Here is a 17,014-nt window from a genome sequence, read left to right as displayed (position 1 = left end):
CAACAGGGCGCCACGAACGCTCTACGCACGTAGACAGGTTGCGTAGGAGGAGAACGTAAGCCCCGTCACACACAGGGGCAAGACCATCGCCGTTAACCAGCCGAGTCGATCACGTTTCGACTCTTCATGATCACTTCGTCGTCGCGCGCTGATCAGATTACGCATTCCGCACCCGGCGGCAGCCCGGCTCGCCGGGCCACCCGGGCCGGTTCAGCCGAACGTGACGGCGATCCCCGTGTGCGGGCGCTTGCCCAGCCGGACGATGGCGCCGGGCACGTCGAGGAGGACGAACTGCCAGGTGTACTTGGCCCTCAGCAGCCGCCGCACCCGGCGCATGCCGGCCTCGTCTTCGAGCAGGCGCCCGACCCCCTCGGCGGATGGCGCGCCCTCCGCGACCCTGCCGCGGACATCACAGGGGGTCACCAGGACGCGGCTGTCCCGGCGCAGCCGCTTGATCTTCCAGGAGTCGGAGCGGGTCCAGACGAGGAGCTCAGCACCGTCCACCGCGGCCCAGACGGGGGTGGCGACCGGCGTACCGTCCTTACGGAAGGTGGTCAGGCTGACGTATTTGCTGCGGCCGAGTGCGTCGAGAGTCATGCCCGGAGCCTAGGGGCTTCCGTGCGGACCGGGCCGCTCCCGTCAGCCGGCGCACTTCCTGGTGTCCCGCCAGGCCTCAGGGCCGTCCCGCCGGGTGGACGACCATGGCGGAGCCACCGCCCCGGCGGACCGGCTCTGCCGCCGCGAGCCAGCGGCCGTCCGGGAGGCGCTGCACCCCCGTCGCCGCGCCGATCTCGGGATTGAGCGTGAACTTGTGGCCGAGTGCCTCAAGTTGGGCCCGCAGCGGACTGTCGTAGAGGGCTGGTTCGAGCTCCGTCGTGGCGGCGTTGCGCTGGCTCGCCCGCGGGGCCGCGATGGCGTCCACCAGGGGCAGCCCGCGGTCCAGGTGGCCGATGAGCGTCTGGAGCACGGTGGTGATGATGGTCGCGCCGCCCGGCGATCCCAGCGCCAGGACGGGCTTCCCGCCCTGCAGGACGAGGGTGGGCGAGATCGACGAGCGCGGCCGCTTCCCCGGCCCAGGGAGGTTCGGGTCGTGCGCCGACGGGTCGGCCGGGACGAAGGAGAAGTCCGTCAGCTCGTTGTTGAGGAGGAACCCACGGCCCGGCACGGTCATGGCGCTGCCGCCCGTCTGCTCGATGGTCAGCGTGTACGCGACGACGTTGCCCCATTTGTCGGCCACCGTCAGATGCGTGGTGTTCTCGCCCTCGTACGTGGTGGGGGCCGCGCTGCCGCTGTTCCCGCACCGCTCCGGGTGACGGGGATCGCCCGGCGCCAGCGGACTGGTCAGGACCGCGTCGTCCTTGATGAGGCAGGACCGCGAGTCCGCGAATCGCTGCGAGAGCAGTTCCTTCGTCGGAACGGACTCGAAGGCCGGGTCACCGACCCAGCGGCCCCGGTCGGCGAAGGCGATCCGGCTGGCCTCGATGTAGTGGTGCAGATACTGCGCCTGGGACGCCTTCGAGAGGTCCGTGCGCTCCAGGATGTTGAGTGCTTCGCCGACCGTGGTGCCGCCCGATGACGACGGCGCCATGCCGTACACGCCGAGGCCGCGGTAGGTGGTCTCGGTGGGGGCGCGGTGCAGCGGCTCGTACGCGCGCAGGTCCTCCGCGGTCAGGTCGCCCGGGCGGGCGTTGCGCGTCGAGCCGGGCGCCAGGTCCGGCTTGCGGACGGTACGCACGATGTCCTGGCCGAGACCGCCCCGGTAGAGGTCGCCGACGCCCTCGCGGCCCAGCTCCTCGTACGTCCGGGCGAGATCGGGGTTCCTGAGGGTCGAGCCCACGGCGGGCGGCTGCCCGCCGGGCAGGAAGAGCTTCGCCGTCGCGGGAAAGTCCGCGAACCGCGACTGGTTGTCCTGCGTCTGGCCGCGGAAGGTCGGGTCGACGGTGAACCCGTTCCTGGCGATCCGCTCGGCCGGCTTCAGTACCGCCCCCAGCGACTTCCGGCCCCAGGAGGCGAGCGCGGAGTCCCAGGTGGCCGCGGTGCCCGGCGTGCCCACGCTCAGACCACTGGTCACCGCGTCGGCGAACGCCAGCGGCTTGCCGTTCTCCAGGAAGAGCGACGAGCCGGCGGAGCGCGGCGCCGTCTCGCGGCCGTCGATCGTCCGGACCCGGTGGGATTTCGCGTCGTAGTAGACGAAGTAGCCGCCACCGCCGATGCCCGCCGAGTAGGGCTCGGTCACACCGAGCGCGGCGGCCGTGGCCACCGCCGCGTCGACCGCGTTGCCGCCCTCGCGGAGCACCTCGATGCCCGCGGCGGAAGCGTCCTGGTCGACGCTCGACACCGCACCGCCGTACCCGACCGCGACCGGCGCCTTCGCCGCGGCGTCTCCCCCCGGCCGCCCGGGCGGCCCGCCGGCCGCGGAGGGCGGCGCTGTCGCACCCACCGAGAGCAGGGCGGCGGCGACGGCCAGGCAGGAAAGGTTCCGGACGGTGACACGGCGCATCCATGACCTCCAGCGGAGAGACGTACGGCGCAGCGTAGCCCGGCCCCCACCCATTAGTCATGAGCATGTCGGTAGCATGCCGCACCATACTGTTCCCGGAACCGCCTCCGGCGGGCAGGCCCGCCGGAGGACCCGGACCGAACCGCCGAGGTGCATGCCATGAACGACGACCTGCGCAACATCCTGCTCGGTGTGATCGCCGCCGGTGTCAGCGCCGCGCTCGGCTGGCTGGCGCGCACCTCCCTCTGGCAGCGCGGACTCCGGAAGAAGCAGGCGTTCTTCGGGCTGCCCGGGAACGCCGAGTGCCTGCTGGTCGTCAACCGCGAGGCGGGGGGCGACGGCGCCGTCGCCCGCAACGACGTCTTCGCGCTGCTCGAACTCTCCTCGCTCATCAAGGACTGCGGCGCCCACGTCCAGATCCTCGCGGCGGACACCGCGCAGCAGGGCATCGGCGAGCGCACCGAGTTCTGCGTCGGGGGCCCCGGATCCAACCGCCGGACGGCCGCCCACCTCCAGTCGCTGCTCCCCGGCATCGAGGTGAACACGGACGCGGAGCCGGGACCCGACCGCGCCGCCTTCCAGATCGCTGGTGAGCGCTACCGGCTGGAGAGCGGCAGGCTCGCCCATGCCGTACTGGCCCGCCTCACCACCCAGCCCGGCGCCCGCCCCGTCTTCCTCTTCTGCGGCCAGCAGTCCATCACCAACCAGGCAGCCGCCCGCTACCTCGCCCGCAACCACGAGAAGCTGGCCCGCAAGTACGGCGACAAGCCCTTCTGCCTGCTGCTCAAAGTGATCAACTCACAGGCGTACGGCCCCGACGTGGTGGAGCTGATCGCGGATGTCACGCGTGCGGCACAGGCCCCGGCCCCGGCTCCCCGTACCTCGCACCGGGCGGATCGCTGACGGGGACCCCGCCGGGGGCGTGCTCCCGGATGAACGCCACCAGTTCCGCCGGGTCCACGTCGAAGACCTGAGCCTCGATGCAGAGCCCCTCCGCCCGCTCCCCCCTCCCGAGCGACGGGGCGAGTCTGCGGTACATCGAACGCGGCCGGCAGAACCGGGGCAGCACGTCCGCACCCGGTGCGAAGTCCACGACGACATGGGCGCCTGCCCTGCCGCCGCCGACTGTCCCGGCGCCGGTCACCCCCGTCACCGTCGGCCACGGCACGGTGCGGGCGGGCCAGAGGGGAAGGCGTACGGTCAGGCCGTCCGGGCCGGCCGCCAGCCGCAGCGGCCGCAGCAGATACCCCGCGAAGGTGGCGGCGAAGAAGGCGAGCAGCAGTCCCGCGATCACCATCAGGGTGCCGCCGACCGCCCCGTACGCCCCGGAGGCGACCGGCGGGATGGCCATCACCCAGGCGACCAGTACCACCACCGCGCCCACCGGGACCCACTGCAGCTTTCCCCTGAGCCGCAGGGCCATGTCCGCCTGCCCCTGCCCCAGGTCCGCGCCGTTCTCCGAATTCGTCACACCGAGAGCTTGGGGCGCCGGGCGCTCCCGCGCCAGGGTTTTACTGAATTTCAGTCAACAATCCCGAACGGCACGGCCGGGGAGCGCTGCACGGCCACCCATGGCCGCCCCGGGGGTTCGATGCACGGGATCGAGTACGCCACCCGATCCGGGAGGCCCGGCGACTTGGGCCATGCGGCGGTCAGTTGCACCGTGCCTGACCACGGGGGGGGGAACCGCACCCTTCGATGCCCTGTACGGCTGTGCGCCCCGATCCGCACCCCGGCCCGCACGCAAGGAGAGCGGCACCCTCATCGCGTACCTGTACGACGTGGGGCCGCTCGGCCTCGGCAAGCTGGTCAGCAACGCGCCGCACACCTTCCACGGCAAGACGCCCGGCGAGGCGCCCCCCATGGACCTGGATCCGTTCTCCACGGCGTACGACGTGCCGGCGGGCCATCATCTGGCCCTGGTGACCGGCACCGTCGACCCGCTGTACATCGAGCACAACCCGACCGGCGCACAGCTGACCTTCTCCTCACCCGAGTCCGACCCGTGTACCTGTCGGTCCCGCTGCGCGAGAAGTGATCACCGGCTGCTGCCGGGCGAGCTTGGTGCCCTACGTGCTACTGCGCACCCGGCAGCAGCGTTCCTGGTTCGGCCGGGCCCGGCCGCCTCCGGACGGTCGATGACGCAAACTATCCGCCCCGACAAGGGACTTCACACCCGACACGCGCTAAGTCACCATAAACCGTATTTGTATTGAAAAGCGGTGAACTAGCCTAATTCGGGCGTTCAGGCCTCCGCTGCCTCCGCGTAGACCTGGGACAGTTCGGGCGCCCCGGCTACCGCCCAGTCGAGGCCGGCCTCGACCACGTTGATCTCCCGCCCCGACCCCAGACGGACCACCGGGGTGCCGCCCGGCCAGACGTCCCAGACCGCGCCCGGAACGGTCCTGACGATGATGGTCCCCAGGTAGAGCCCCGCGTCATTGCCCAGCCAGGGCAGCTCCTCGGGATCGTCGCGCCAGTGCGGCGGGAGCTGGTCGAGTGCGGTCAACGAGGCAGGTGAGTCATCGAGTTGAAGCCCTTCCTGTCCGGCTCTGGCCCGCAGCAGTTCACACTCGGAGAACAGCTCTCCCACGCCCTTCGGGTCCTTGCGCACAGCCGTGGCGAGCGTCTGCGCGTGCTCCGTGCCGTGCCGTCTGCGCCAGTGGTCAAGGAAAGGGATATTCACACCGCCCAGCCTCGCATTCCGCTCGACACTCGCACCAACCGGCGCGCGGACTCCCGGGGCTTCAGGCGTCGAGATCGACGACGACCGGGGCGTGGTCCGACGCGCCCTTCCCCTTGCGCTCCTCGCGGTCCACGTAGCTGTCCTTGACGGCAGCGGTGAACGCGGTGTTGCCGTACACGAGGTCGATGCGCATGCCCTTGTTCTTCGGGAAGCGCAGCTGGCGGTAGTCCCAGAAGGTGTACGGGCGGTCGTACTTGAGCGGGCGCGGCATCACGTCGCTCAGCCCCGTCCCGCGGAGCGCGGTGAGCGCGGCCCGCTCGGCCGGGGTGACATGGGTGGCGCCCTCGAAGAGCGCCGGGTCCCAGACGTCCTCGTCCGCGGGGGCGACATTGAAGTCCCCGAGGACGGCGAACGGGCGCGCGTCCGCCGCGTCCCCGGCGGCCGCCGCCTTCAGCGCCGCGAGCCATTCGAGCTTGTACGCGTAGTGCGCGTGGTCGACCTCGCGGCCGTTCGGTACGTACACCGACCAGACACGGACCGGGCCGCAGGTCGCCGAGATGGCCCTCGGCTCCTGCGCCCCCTCGTACTCCGGGCCACCGGGCAGCCCCATGGTCACATCGTCCAGCCCGAGCCGGGAGACCAGCGCCACCCCGTTCCACCGGCCGGTGGCGTTGACCACCGACTCGTACCCCAGCTCACGCAGCTCGTCGGCGGGGAACTGCTCGGCGGAGCACTTGGTCTCCTGGAGGCACAGCACGTCCGTGCCGGTGCTCTCCAGCCAGGCCAGCACCCGCGGGAGCCGGGCGGTGATCGAATTGACGTTCCAGGTGGCGATGCGCATGGGACCAAACCTAGCCGGTGCCACCGACAGTCACAGGTCCGTGGCGTCGCCAGGCATCAGACGGGTGTGGCCGGCGCCGCCCAGGTTGCCGATATGTGTGTCGTACACACCGCGGGCCAGGTCCTTGAGCAGCACGTCGTGGATGTCGATGGCGCGCTGCGGCCGTACCTCACGCACGTAGTCGATCACCTCGGAGATCTTGTTCCACGGAGCGTGCACCGGAAGCATCAGGGTCTCGACCGGCTGGTCCGGCACCGTGAAGGCGTCGCCCGGGTGGAAGACCGAACCGTCCACCAGATAACCGACGTTGGTGATCTGCGGCAGATCCGGGTGGATCACCGCGTGCAGCTCGCCGTGCACCTGGACACCGAACCCGGCCGCCTCGAAAGTGTCGCCGTGGCCGACGGTGTGGACCCGGCCCGGGAACGCGGCGGAGAGCTGCTCCGCGACACTGCGCAGCGTCCAGATCTCGGCAGCGGGGTTCGCCTCCATCCCGGCGCGCAGACGGTTCTCGTCGAAGTGGTCGAAGTGCTCGTGCGTGACGAGGATGACGTCGGCGCCCAGGGCCGCGTCCTCCTCACTGAACCCGCCGGGATCGATGACGAGCGTCTGCCCGTCCTTCTCCAGCCGGACGCAGGCGTGGGTCTTCTTCGTCAGTTTGATCGTCATACCCACCATCCTCCTACGCCCCGGGCGTCGTCTCCTGCTGGATCACGGTCCTGGCCACCTCGAAGGCCGAGTTCGCCGCCGGGACACCGCAGTAGACCGCGGTCTGGAGCAGCACTTCCTTGATCTCCGCCGGGGTGAGGCCGTTGCGCAGGGCCGCGCGGACGTGGGAGGCCAGCTCCTGCGGATGACCGCCGGCGACCAGAGCCGTCAGGGTCACCACGCTGCGGGTGCGGCGGTCGAGGCCGTCCCTGGCCCAGACCTCACCCCAGGCGTAGCGGGTGATCAGTTCCTGGAAGTCCCCGGTGAACGCGTCCGCCGCCGCCTCCACCCGGTCGACATGGGCATCGCCCAGCACCTCCCGGCGGACCTTCGCCCCCGCGTCGTACGGGTCGGGCCGCCCGGCCGGCACCGCGTCCGGCTGGAACACCGCCGGGGCGATCTCGGCGATGGGCATCACCGGGGCCGAGAGCCCCGGCATCTGCGGCGGGACCGGCAGGGAGGCCGAGGTCGTCGATGACGACGACGAGGCGGTCTCCTGCCACCCGGTGGAGAAATGCCGTACGAGCAGATCGGTGACGGCAGCGGGCTGCTCCACCGGCGCCAGATGGGAGGCGGCGGGGACCATCGCGAGCCGGGCGTCCGGTATCCCCGCCACCAGGGTGCGGGCGCCCGCGGGACCGGTCACCCGGTCCTCGGCGCCGACCACGACGAGAGCGGGCACGCCGATCCTGCCGAGCTCCGCGCGGATGTCGAAGGCGGCGAGGGCCTCGCAGGCCGCGATGTAACAGCCGGGGTCGGTGGTGCGGACCATCTGCACGGCCCACTCCACGATGGCAGGCTGCGCGGCGGCGAAGCCGTGGGTGAACCACTGCTCGGGCGCGCTGCGCGCCATCGGGTCGAGCCCGTTGGTCCGGACGATCACTCCGCGCTGGCGGAACTCGTCCGCCGTCCCGAAACGGGGCGAAGCGGCGACGAGCGCCAGCGAGGCGACCCGCTCCGGGTGGCGCAGCGCCAGCTCCATGCCGATCGCGCCACCGATGGAGCAGCCCGCGTATCCGAAGCGCTGCACGCCGAGCTCGTCGAGGGTGGCCAGCAGCCGCCCGGCGATCCCGGCGACCGAGGGCACGGGGTGGGCGGGGGCGCCGCCGTGCCCCGGGAGGTCGAAGCGCAGGACACGCCACGTCCTGGACAGTTCGGGCGTCTGCCTGTCCCACATGTGCCATGTGGTGCCCAGTGAGGGACCCAAGACCAGCACCGGTGCGTCTTCTGGCCCGTCAAAGCGGTACTGGAGGGTCTGCTGCGTCGTCTCGCTCATCCGGCTCACGCTCTCATATCTCACCGCTACCTGCGTGCCTGCATCCCCACCGGCCCCGGCCGGGCCTCCCCGCTGGCCGGCGGACGCCCCGAGGCCGTTCTCGCCGAGGCGCAGCGGACCGGGCGCCGGCCCTGACCATCCCGACCTGGAGGAGCATGCCCCACCCCACCCCCTACCCGGTGCGGCTGGCCGACGAGATCACCCGCCAGCTCGCCGAGCATCTCGCCCGCCTTCCGCCGAACGAGGCCACGCCGCTCATCGCCCGCATTCTCGATCCGGACGACGGAGCCCTCGGCGGCGCCACCCACCTCGTGGCCACCGGCAGCACCTTCGCCAAGTTCCAAGCGGAGCGTGGCGTGCTGCCGGCCGAAGTGTGGCTGGCGCTCGGCCGGGCCGCGAACGAACTGAACGACATCGCCGTGGACTTGGACGACCACCGCGAGACCCTGCGGCATGTCAGCACGCAGCCGGGCCACGACAACTGTCCGGGACTACGGGATCAGCGGGTGGTATAGCCGCCGTCGACGGGCAGGGGCCTCGCCCTGGGGTGCATGAGCTACGGCGACCCGACCGTGGCCGGCGCTCATCCCTGGGCGCTGACCGAAGACAAGGCAGCCCCGTTCTTCCAGCAGGCCATCGAGCTGGGCATCACCTTCTGGGACACAGCCAACGCCTACCAGGCAGGCACTTCCGAGGAAATCGTCGGCCGCGCCATCCATGAGTACTCCCGGCGCGAAGACATCGTGCTGGCCACCAAAGTCCGGGGGAAAATGCACGACGGGCCCGGTGGCGTGGGCCTGTCCCGCAAAGCGATCCTTGAGCAGGTCGACGCTTCTCTGACCCGGTTGGGCACCGACCACATCGACCTCTACCAGATCCACCGCTTCGACGACGAGACGCCAGTCGAGGAGACGATGGAGGCACTGCACGACGTCATCAAGGCCGGCAAGGTCCGCTACATCGGCGCCTCATCCATGTACGCCTGGCAGTTCGCCAAGCTCCAGCACACCGCCGACCTCGGCGGATGGACCCGCTTCGTCTCCATGCAGAACCAGTACAACCTCCTGCGCCGCCAAGATGAGCCGGAACTCATGGCCATGTGCGGCGACATGGGCGTGCGGCTGGTGCCGTACTCCCCGAACGGGAAGGGCCGCCTCGCGCGCCCCGCCGGCGAGCAGAGCACCCGCTCCCGCACCGACCACGTCGTGCAGTCCTTCGACAGCCCGCACGACGAGCCGGTCATCAACGCCGTACAACAACTCGCCGAAACACGAGGCGTGACCATGGCCCAGATCGCTCTCGCCTGGGTGCTACGCAATCCCCTGGTCTGCGCCCCGATCGTGGGTGCCACCAAGCCCACACACCTGACCCAAGCAGTGGACGCCCTCGATCTACAGCTGTCGGACGTGGAGGCGGCTGCTCTGGAAGAGCCCTACACCAACGCGGGACCGTCCTGGTTCTGAATCCGGTCGGCGGCAAACCCTATGCGCCTCAATGCCGCGCAGGGCTGTGTGGACAACGCGTGAAGGTCTCCGGGGTGTCAGCTGGCACCGTTCGGGTGCAGCACGACCTTCGTCCAGCCGTCGTCTCGGGCGTCGAAGTGGTCGTACGCCGTTGCGGCCTCGTCGAGGTTCAGCTCGTGCGAGACCAGGAAGCTCGGCTCTGCCTTGCCGCCCGCGATGAGGTCGCGCAGTGCCCGGTTGTACCGCTTCACTGGAGCCTGTCCCGTGCCGACCTTCTGGCCCTTGAACCACATCATGCCGAAGTCGATCGGCGTCTTGCCCTTGGCCTGGAGTTCTCCCTGTGCTTCGGCTCCGCCTGGATCCTCGGGAAGGAAGACGCCCACGACACCGAGGGCGCCGGTGAACCGGACCGCGTCGATCAGCCCGTTCATCGTCAGCGCGGCGTTTTCGTGTCCCTGCGGATCGTGCGCCTGGTAGCCGACGCACTCACAGCCGTTGTCGGCGCCCAGCCCCAGCGTTGCTTCCTTGACGACCTCGGACGGGTCCTGGTCTTTGGTGTTGATCGGGATCGCGCCGATCTCCTCGGCGAGCCGCAGCCGATCCGGTTGGTGATCGGCCACCCACACCCGGCCGGCTCCCTTGAGGATCGCGGAGTAGGCCGCCATCAGTCCCACAGGCCCGGCGCCGAAGACGAGGGTCTGGTCACCGGGCTTGACGCCCGCCATCTCTGTGGCGTGGTAGCCGGTGGGGAAGATGTCGGACAGCATCACGTAGTCCAGCTGGCGCTCGGCGGCGTCCTCGCCCAGCCGCAGGGCGTTGAAGTCGCCGTACGGTACGCGCAGCAGTTCGGCCTGTCCGCCCTGGTAGGTGCCCATCTCGGCGAAGCCGTAGGCGGCGCCGGCGTAGGCAGGCTCGGGCTGCATGGTCAGGCAGTAGTTCGTCAAGCCCTGCTCGCACTGTTTGCAGAAGCCGCACGCGATGTTGAACGGCAGGCACACGTACTCGCCGACCTTGACCTTGGTGACCGCGGAGCCGACATCGACGACCTGCCCCAGGTTCTCGTGGCCCAGCGTGCGGCCGGTCTCGAACGAGGTGCGGCCTTCGTACATGTGCAGGTCGGAGCCGCAGATGTTGGTGCTCGTGATCTTCACGAGGATGTCGCTGGGGTGCTCGATCTTCGCGTCCGGTACGTCTTTCACCGCAATGGTGCGGGGTCCTTCGTACACAGCTGCCTTCATGATCAATCATTCCCTTTTCGCCGCTACGCGCGAGCGCCATCGCAGCTTGCGCTTGGCGGCGGGTAGTCGACGGCGCCACCGGCGGTGCTCTGCCGCCCGGCGCCTTCCGGAGGGGGCGTGGGGCCACCCCCGCTTCCCCGTTCCAGCCTGCCACTCGCCTTGGCCGGGCGCGACTCTCCAGCTCTTGCCGCCGGGTTGAGCGTCGTGCTCGGGTTCAGCAACAAGAACCGCCTGCTGGACGGCGACGAATACTGGCTGGACCTGAACGGGTTCACCCTGTAGACATCAAATGTGCGGCCCGTAATAAGACCACGGGGCGCACATTCGCATCACGAATCAGTATTTGCTCCGCGTGGCCGTCGATCCCTTTCCTGGCCTATTGGCGCCTGCCTCGCCGCCCGCGCAGCTTGCCAACTTGAAGGCTCAAACACGGCGGGGGGCACCCGCCGGACGGGTCTCAGGAACGAGCAGCGAGGGCAACCGATGCCAGCTGTTCTGCCGCCTTTACCACCGGTGCCGGCGGGCGGTCTGCGATGCGAGGTGTGCCGCCGTACGCCGGATCCGCTCCTGGCGAAGACCTGGCGGTGCATTCTGTGCTGAGCTCAGTGCACCCGGCGGCGACGCCACGGACCGTAGGGCCGGCGCGGCTCCGTGCCGTGCTGGACAGCGCGGCTTACCGCGTGACCGACGATGCCGACGCGCTGCCCCCGTCTCCGAGGAGCCCGCCGATGATGCCGACGACTGCCGGCCCCGCCGGGGGGCGATCGCCACGGCGATCTTCTGCAGCACCACGGTGGTGGTCGTATCGCGGATGAGGCGCAGCAGTTCCCCGAGCATCAAGGCCCTTGGCGGGTTGTGGGGCGCCCTGTGCGAGGCTGCCCCAATCCCGGACGATCGACGTGGCCTTCTTGTCCACCCACCACGCCTTGAGGGCCCGCGGGTACGGGTGGGGGCTCTTCGGTGCGGCAGCGAATTCCCGTACTCGCGGCCCAACGGGCCCGTCCCGAACTTTGGGCTGGCGAGTGTCGGGAGGCGCACGACCTTCCACCAGCCGACCTACGTCCTGAACCCGTCCGCTGCCAGCCCAAGACCGGCTGCCTCCGCTGCCACTTGAAGGGCAATGGCCCAGTCGTACGGGTCTGCATCCGGAGCCTGCTGGGAGCCTCTGCCCATCGAGTCAGTTGTCCGCAGGTCCCACCAGCTCAAGATCCACGTACCCGGAGTGCGGGTTGCTCTCCGCCGGGCTGCCGTCCGCGGTTCCGATGGCCGCCACCTTCCATAGCCGGCCGGCGAACTCCAGAGTGTCGCCCACGCGGGCGTCCCGGTAGGCGGCGTCACCGCCGCCCCGGGCTGTGATGCCAATATCGGCGCGTGGGCCCGGGTTGATCTCCGTCACCACAGCGCTGTACTGCCCGCTGTACTCGTTGTTCGGCACATGCCACCTGAGGCGGAAACGCCCGTCGGTCAGAGACGGCCACCCGGCCGCGTTGCCGGGCTGCGGTGACTCATTCACGTTCTTCTGGCCCTTCGGCGTGAGGACGACTCGGTACGTGCAGATCTGCGTCACCATGAACGATGCACCGCCCACAGTGACGTCCTGGCCCGGCTTCACGGTACGGCCCCGGGAAGCGGCTCCCGCCCCGCCGACCGCAGGCTCGTTTCCCAGCACCGCCGTGCGGGTCGAGCCGTCAGACCGCGCCCCCCTGTAGGAGACGATCCCGGCACCACCGGGCAGCTCGAGGGACCCACCACGCAGCACGTGGAGCCCCCGTGCCGCTGAATCCCCGTCGCATACCGGCCCTTTGTCGGCGGGCGGCGCGGGGCTCGTTGCCGGTGTGCTGGCGGACGCCGAGGTCACAGCCTGCTTCCCGGACGAGCCGCAGCCCACAGCAAGCAGCACACAGCCGCAGGCCGCGGCGAATCGGACTGCCTTCATGACGTGGGTACCTCCAGAGCCTGCGGATTCCCGAAGAACTGCTTGTACTCGTCGGGCGTGGCCTCGATGTCCTGGTAGGGCGGGCCCCATGGGTTACCGAGCACGATTTTGCCGTCCTTAAAACCCTTAACGAAATAAACGTGCCGGGTAGAGAAGCTCGTTCCCCATTTGTCCTGGCCCTTTTTGTTCACATCGTCCCCGCTGCCGGTACTGACGATCACTGGGTGCCCGGACTCGAAACTCGTCCGCACCGAATCGACATTGTTGTCGATGCCCTTGGAATCATGACCGGTGACATAGGGAGGGGCCTTCTCGTTGTAGTCCCACTCGATCGCCCCGTACGTGCCGTCTTCCGTACGGTCGTAGCGCTTGTCGTCCTGGTGCCCGTCGGGCGCGCCGCCGTCGTCGCCCCCGTAGACGAGGGCGAACGCCTTCTCGTAGTAGGCGGGCCACATTGCTCCCTGGGCATGGGCGGTCATGGGTGTGCCGTCCTTGTCCAGCGGCAGGTCCGGGGTGACGGTCACCCAGCGCTTGTTGCCGTCCTTGTCCCAGATACGGACATTTATGGTGCCATTGGCATTCTGCTTGATCCCGTCACGGACGAACTGCGGGTTCACCTGGGCCGTCGAGGTGAGCGACGCGATGTACCAGCAGTCGCCGAACCGGCCCTGGTTGATGTCGGCGGCGTTGATGTCCTGGCCGTTGGAGCCGGGGGCGAAGAGCGGGTCGGCCGGGGTGCCCCAGTGCATTCCCTTGGCGTCCATGCCTGACTGGGAGTTCTTGCCGTCCAGATAGGCGTCCGTCGTATCGAATCCCGGCTGTGTGCCTGGAAAGGCCGTCTGAGCCTTGGCCCAGTGCTCGGGGCCGATCTTCGCCAGCATCCTGCTGAGGTGGTCACGGCGCTCCCCCTCGGGCAGGCCGTTCTCGTCCCACCACTTCCAGCCGCTGTCATCCGTGTTGTTGATCAGGTCGTTGTAACGCTTCAGGTCGGCTTCGGGAACGCGGTCAAAGAAGGCGTCCAGTTCGGCCGACGTCATCCCGTCCAGCACGCTCTCGACGTTCTTCAGGTCGTCACGGTTACCGTTGGTGCCGAAGTCCTTGCCGTCAAGGTCCCCCAGCTGTTTCAGCGCGCCTTCGATGTGCTGCTCATTGGCCGGGATCTCGTCGGCGAAGAGAAGGGCCGGGTCGACCGCGTAGCCGTGGTCGATAAGCACCTTGCATTCGTCGAGCTGCTTGCAGCGGCGGTCCATCGAATCGGCCATGCCGCCGAGTTCGCCGTCGAGCACCCCGGGCATCTGGGTGGGCCCGCCGAAGAACGACGGCATGAGTAAGACCTGGCCGACCAGGGGCTGCAGGAGCGGATCGGTGGTGGCCGGCTTGCCCTTCATGAGCTGAGCCGCCTCGGTGAGGACGGAGGCCACATCCCGGTGCAGACTGCGTGCGTCACCGCCCAGCTTGCGCAGACTGGAGGCGAGGGCACGTATCCCGGCGCTGTCGAAGCCACGGAATTCGCTCAATGCCCCGGTCCGGTCTTCCGCTTGACCGATGCCGTCTTCGCCTCATCGTCGAGCCGATCCGCCTCTGTGTCCCAACGGCCGGCGTCGTGCATCAGCGCGGACGCCATCTGACCCAGTGTGACCTTGCGATTCGTGATCTGCCGAGTCGACTGTGTGGCAAACGGTCCGCGCCAGAGCGGTGGATCGGCCTGCCGGGCCTTCTTCGCTGCGCCGTCGAGATGGGGACCGAGCTTCTTGGCGAGTGTGCGGGCCTTGCGGGCGCACGCCCGCAGGTCTCCCGCGCGCTTCTTCAACTGCTCCGGCGTTTCCCCAGCCGGACCGTCCGGTCGCACCACTGTGCATCCCCCTTGCCCACGGACTTCCCAGAGCGACTGGTCAGGCTAACATCCTGCTCCGAGCGGTCTTGAGCAGTCATCTCATGCAGTGAGTCTGCGGCAGCAGATGAGGGTGCAAGCGATACTGGTGAAGGCGAGAAAGTGCCCTGCTTCGATCTCGTAGCGTCGGTGGAGACGGCGGCGGACCAGGGTCTGTAGCTGGATCCTGGGAGCAGCCTTCGCCCTGCGGCCTCACCTGTTGAGGACACCTGCCTCGTGCTGTGATCGGGAAGGTTCACCGGGTTGCTCGTCGTGCTGGTCGGAAATGCCTCCCGGACCAGTGGGGAGGCGGGATGGCGCAACCGGTCCGGGTTCGCAGTCTGACCGAGCAGGAGGGTCAGAACTTCAGCACATCGTGCGGCGGGGCAGTAGCAGCTCGGTACGGTTCCGGCGGGCGATGATGCTGCTGGCCTCGGCCGGCGGCAGCACGGTTGCGGTCATAGCCCGTCTGGTCCAGGCGGACGAGGACACCGTCCGCGACCTGATGGCCTGGGCCGCGCCTTCGCCCAGCGACTGCTCGAACGGGGCGCCCGCAAGGTCTACGCGACGGCCCGCCGGCCCGAGACCATGGACCTGCCCGGGGTGGACGTGCTGCCCCTCGAGATCGCGGATCACGCATCCGTGAAGGCCGCAGCCGAGGCCGCCCCGGACGTCTCGCTGCTAGTCAACAAGGCGGGGATCCAGACAGGGACCGACCTGGTGACCGGTTCAGGGTGTTCGTAGTGCTCGCCGGCGCGGATGACGGCCAGTTTGCCCTGATCCCCAGCGCCACGCCACGCGCGGTTTGTGCTGCCCCGTCATCACGGTCCCCGGGCGGCGAACCGCGTGGGCCCTGGCTACCCGGTACAGCCTGTCGAGGTGGCGTGGACACCAGGGGCCCGGTCGGGACTGGCTCCCCCACACCCGGCGCACCGGCTCGTAGAGTTCGTGACGGCTTGCCCGCTTCCCGCCCTCGGCGCACCTGATCGACGCACGGCCACTACCCGCCATGCCACGACCACGGTGACCCGCGTTCGCTGAAGGGCCCTGAGAGGGGGCGGACCACGCGAGCACCAGAAGCTGCCATCGTCGCGTCCGCCGTGTATCCGCAGTGTCCCTATTGCTCTTATTCGATGTAGCCGTTGCCCTCTGAGCTGCCGGTTTCCCCGCCGTGTATCCCGTGTATCGGGGTCCCTCTGGGCAGCGCGGTATTGGAGCAGGCGCGTACCGGTAGCATCGTCGTTGCTTCACCGGTTTCTCCACGAACTGCACTGGCTATGAACGCAGTTCACATGTCTCCGGGGCCTGATCAGCAGGCGCCGGCCGGAGAAAGGTGAGGTGGTACCGGTAGAGGTTGACACCGACGGCGGCCTTGCCCAGGTACTCCAGGCAGTCCTGCGGCTTGGCCGGCATCATATGGGCGAAGGACACCTCGCGGACCAGCCGCTCCAGGGAGTGGGCGCGGCTGACGGCGAGCGAGCCGCAGAGCCGCAGCGCGTCCTGGGCGAGCTGCGGACCGACCTCGCCGACGACGTACTTGGCGGCGTGCACCATCGCGTTGGCCTCCAGGCTGCCGCGCTCGGTATCGACGAGGTCTCCGGCCTCGTGCACCAGGGCGCGGGCGGCCCGCAGCCGGGCCGACATCCGGCCCAACTCCTGTTGCACCACCGGGGACTGGGCCCGCGCGGGTGACGCGGTGACATGATCGACGGTGTGCCGGAAGAGGGCCTCGGCGATGCCGAGGTAGGCGCCGGTGTAGCCCGCGATCATCCAGTGCGGCTCGCGTACGACCTTGAACAGGGACATGCCCTCGACGCCCAGGTAGAGCCGGGAACGCGGCACCGGGACCTCGTCCAGGGTCATGGCGGCGGTGCTGGTGCCATACATCGCCGACATGTGGTGGACGCTGCCGAAGCTGACGCCAGGGTCGTCGCCGGCGACGACGAAGTGCGAGACCTCGGCGGAGTCCTCGGTACCGTCCTCGGCAACGGCCGCCACCACGTAGTAGTCGGCGGCGCCCGCCAGCGAGACGAACGACTTGTGCCCGGTCAGAATGTAGTGCGCGCCGTCGTCGGAGAGTCGGTAGCGGGTCTGCATACCGCGGAGTTTGGCGCCCCGGCCGGTCTCCGAGGTGGCGGAGGCGAACGGTTGCGGCCGTGGACGACCTCGTCCAGCATCCAGGCGCGGAACGTGTCGGCGGCCGGGGAAAGCCGGGTGCCGACGGAGTCGGCGAGCGCGCCGATGACGACGTGGTGCATGTTGAAGCCGAGGGCGGCGGCCCCGTTGTACGCGCCGAGTTCGGCAAGGACACGCCAGTAGTCACCGAAGCCTAGGCCGGCGCCCCCCGACTCCTTGGGGACGAGCAGCTCACCCGGCTGGACCAAACAGATAGGGGCACCCCCCGACGAGGTCCGGCGACGGGCAGCGGGCCCGCCGGCAGGACCGGAATGCGCCGGGGCTCGCGCTGATAAACTGGGGTCACGCTTGAAAACCGTT

General features: G+C 69.4%; 16 protein-coding genes and 3 pseudogenes. 7 read left to right on the top strand and 12 right to left on the bottom strand.

Annotated features, from left to right (window positions below):
• Window positions 1–210: 210 nt before the first annotated feature.
• Both OG917_RS27905 and ggt read right to left on the bottom strand, forming a co-directional pair.
• Window positions 211–597 carry a PPOX class F420-dependent oxidoreductase gene (locus tag OG917_RS27905; RefSeq protein WP_328320758.1) on the bottom strand — a complete coding sequence of 129 codons (387 nt, stop codon included), beginning with the start codon at window positions 595–597 and terminating at the stop codon, window positions 211–213.
• Window positions 598–673: 76 nt separating this feature from the next.
• A complete protein-coding gene (gene ggt, locus OG917_RS27900; protein WP_328320756.1) occupies window positions 674–2,500 on the bottom strand; it encodes a gamma-glutamyltransferase in 1,827 nt (608 codons plus the stop codon).
• Window positions 2,501–2,659: 159 nt separating this feature from the next.
• Here ggt and OG917_RS27895 point away from each other — a divergent pair, with 159 nt between their 5' ends.
• A complete protein-coding gene (locus OG917_RS27895) occupies window positions 2,660–3,403 on the top strand; it encodes a hypothetical protein (RefSeq protein WP_328320754.1) in 744 nt (247 codons plus the stop codon).
• Here OG917_RS27895 and OG917_RS27890 read toward each other — a convergent pair.
• Window positions 3,342–3,971, bottom strand: a complete 630-nt coding sequence (locus OG917_RS27890) for a hypothetical protein (RefSeq protein WP_328320752.1) — start codon at window positions 3,969–3,971, stop codon at window positions 3,342–3,344. The genes OG917_RS27895 and OG917_RS27890 overlap by 62 nt on opposite strands.
• Before the next feature lie 274 nt (window positions 3,972–4,245).
• Here OG917_RS27890 and OG917_RS27885 point away from each other — a divergent pair.
• A pseudogene (locus OG917_RS27885) lies at window positions 4,246–4,538 on the top strand (CocE/NonD family hydrolase C-terminal non-catalytic domain-containing protein); the annotation flags it as partial.
• Between the two features lie 207 nt (window positions 4,539–4,745).
• Here OG917_RS27885 and OG917_RS27880 read toward each other — a convergent pair.
• From OG917_RS27880 to pcaDC, 4 genes are all read right to left on the bottom strand, one after another.
• Complete coding sequence (locus tag OG917_RS27880; protein ID WP_328320750.1) at window positions 4,746–5,186, bottom strand: DUF6278 family protein; 441 nt, start codon at window positions 5,184–5,186, stop codon at window positions 4,746–4,748.
• Window positions 5,187–5,247: 61 nt separating this feature from the next.
• Window positions 5,248–6,027, bottom strand: a complete 780-nt coding sequence (locus OG917_RS27875; RefSeq protein ID WP_328320748.1) for an exodeoxyribonuclease III — start codon at window positions 6,025–6,027, stop codon at window positions 5,248–5,250.
• Window positions 6,028–6,057: 30 nt separating this feature from the next.
• Window positions 6,058–6,705 (bottom strand): MBL fold metallo-hydrolase, encoded by a 648-nt coding sequence (locus OG917_RS27870; RefSeq protein WP_328320746.1) that lies wholly within the window; start codon window positions 6,703–6,705, stop codon window positions 6,058–6,060.
• A gap of 4 nt (window positions 6,706–6,709) precedes the next feature.
• The gene (pcaDC, locus tag OG917_RS27865; RefSeq protein ID WP_328320744.1) at window positions 6,710–8,011 is read right to left on the bottom strand and encodes a bifunctional 3-oxoadipate enol-lactonase/4-carboxymuconolactone decarboxylase PcaDC; all 1,302 of its coding nucleotides are present in this window, start codon (window positions 8,009–8,011) and stop codon (window positions 6,710–6,712) included.
• A gap of 155 nt (window positions 8,012–8,166) precedes the next feature.
• On the opposite strand from pcaDC, the gene OG917_RS27860 reads away from it, so the two are divergent.
• Both OG917_RS27860 and OG917_RS27855 read left to right on the top strand, forming a co-directional pair.
• A complete protein-coding gene (locus OG917_RS27860; RefSeq protein ID WP_328320742.1) occupies window positions 8,167–8,526 on the top strand; it encodes a hypothetical protein in 360 nt (119 codons plus the stop codon).
• Window positions 8,527–8,553: 27 nt separating this feature from the next.
• Window positions 8,554–9,474 carry an aldo/keto reductase gene (locus tag OG917_RS27855; protein ID WP_328322239.1) on the top strand — a complete coding sequence of 307 codons (921 nt, stop codon included), beginning with the start codon at window positions 8,554–8,556 and terminating at the stop codon, window positions 9,472–9,474.
• 77 nt (window positions 9,475–9,551) lie between these two features.
• On the opposite strand, the gene OG917_RS27850 is transcribed toward OG917_RS27855, so the two are convergent.
• The 4 genes from OG917_RS27850 to OG917_RS27835 all read right to left on the bottom strand — a co-directional run bounded on the left by OG917_RS27850 (window position 9,552) and on the right by OG917_RS27835 (window position 14,500).
• Entirely contained in the window at window positions 9,552–10,712 is a 1,161-nt protein-coding gene (locus tag OG917_RS27850) for a glutathione-independent formaldehyde dehydrogenase (RefSeq protein ID WP_328320740.1), read from the bottom strand.
• Between the two features lie 1,177 nt (window positions 10,713–11,889).
• Complete coding sequence (locus OG917_RS27845; protein WP_328320738.1) at window positions 11,890–12,300, bottom strand: hypothetical protein; 411 nt, start codon at window positions 12,298–12,300, stop codon at window positions 11,890–11,892.
• Window positions 12,301–12,644: 344 nt separating this feature from the next.
• On the bottom strand, window positions 12,645–14,165 hold the full coding sequence (locus OG917_RS27840) for a C2 family cysteine protease (protein ID WP_328320736.1): 1,521 nt from the start codon (window positions 14,163–14,165) through the stop codon (window positions 12,645–12,647).
• Window positions 14,162–14,500, bottom strand: a complete 339-nt coding sequence (locus tag OG917_RS27835) for a hypothetical protein (RefSeq protein WP_328320734.1) — start codon at window positions 14,498–14,500, stop codon at window positions 14,162–14,164. The genes OG917_RS27840 and OG917_RS27835 overlap by 4 nt, the downstream gene beginning before the upstream one ends.
• A gap of 332 nt (window positions 14,501–14,832) precedes the next feature.
• On the opposite strand from OG917_RS27835, the pseudogene OG917_RS27825 reads away from it, so the two are divergent.
• Together OG917_RS27825 and OG917_RS27820 are read left to right on the top strand one after the other, a co-directional pair.
• Window positions 14,833–15,026, top strand: a pseudogene (locus OG917_RS27825) (IS630 family transposase); the annotation flags it as partial.
• A 2-nt stretch (window positions 15,027–15,028) separates the two neighbouring features.
• Window positions 15,029–15,250 (top strand): annotated as a pseudogene (locus tag OG917_RS27820) (short-chain dehydrogenase); the annotation flags it as partial.
• Between the two features lie 543 nt (window positions 15,251–15,793).
• Here OG917_RS27820 and OG917_RS27815 read toward each other — a convergent pair.
• On the bottom strand, window positions 15,794–16,699 hold the full coding sequence (locus OG917_RS27815; RefSeq protein ID WP_328322237.1) for an acyl-CoA dehydrogenase: 906 nt from the start codon (window positions 16,697–16,699) through the stop codon (window positions 15,794–15,796).
• Between OG917_RS27815 and OG917_RS27810 the strand changes: the two genes are divergently transcribed.
• Window positions 16,675–16,851, top strand: coding sequence for a hypothetical protein (locus tag OG917_RS27810; protein WP_328320732.1), 177 nt, complete (start codon window positions 16,675–16,677; stop codon window positions 16,849–16,851). The two genes, OG917_RS27815 and OG917_RS27810, sit on opposite strands and share 25 nt — an antisense overlap.
• Window positions 16,852–17,014 lie beyond the last annotated feature (163 nt).

It is taken from the genome of Streptomyces sp. NBC_00388 (assembly GCF_036061255.1).
Taxonomy (GTDB): domain Bacteria; phylum Actinomycetota; class Actinomycetes; order Streptomycetales; family Streptomycetaceae; genus Streptomyces.
The sequence above is the reverse complement of the archived record's forward strand: the minus strand, read 5'-3'. Positions and strand labels throughout refer to the sequence as shown.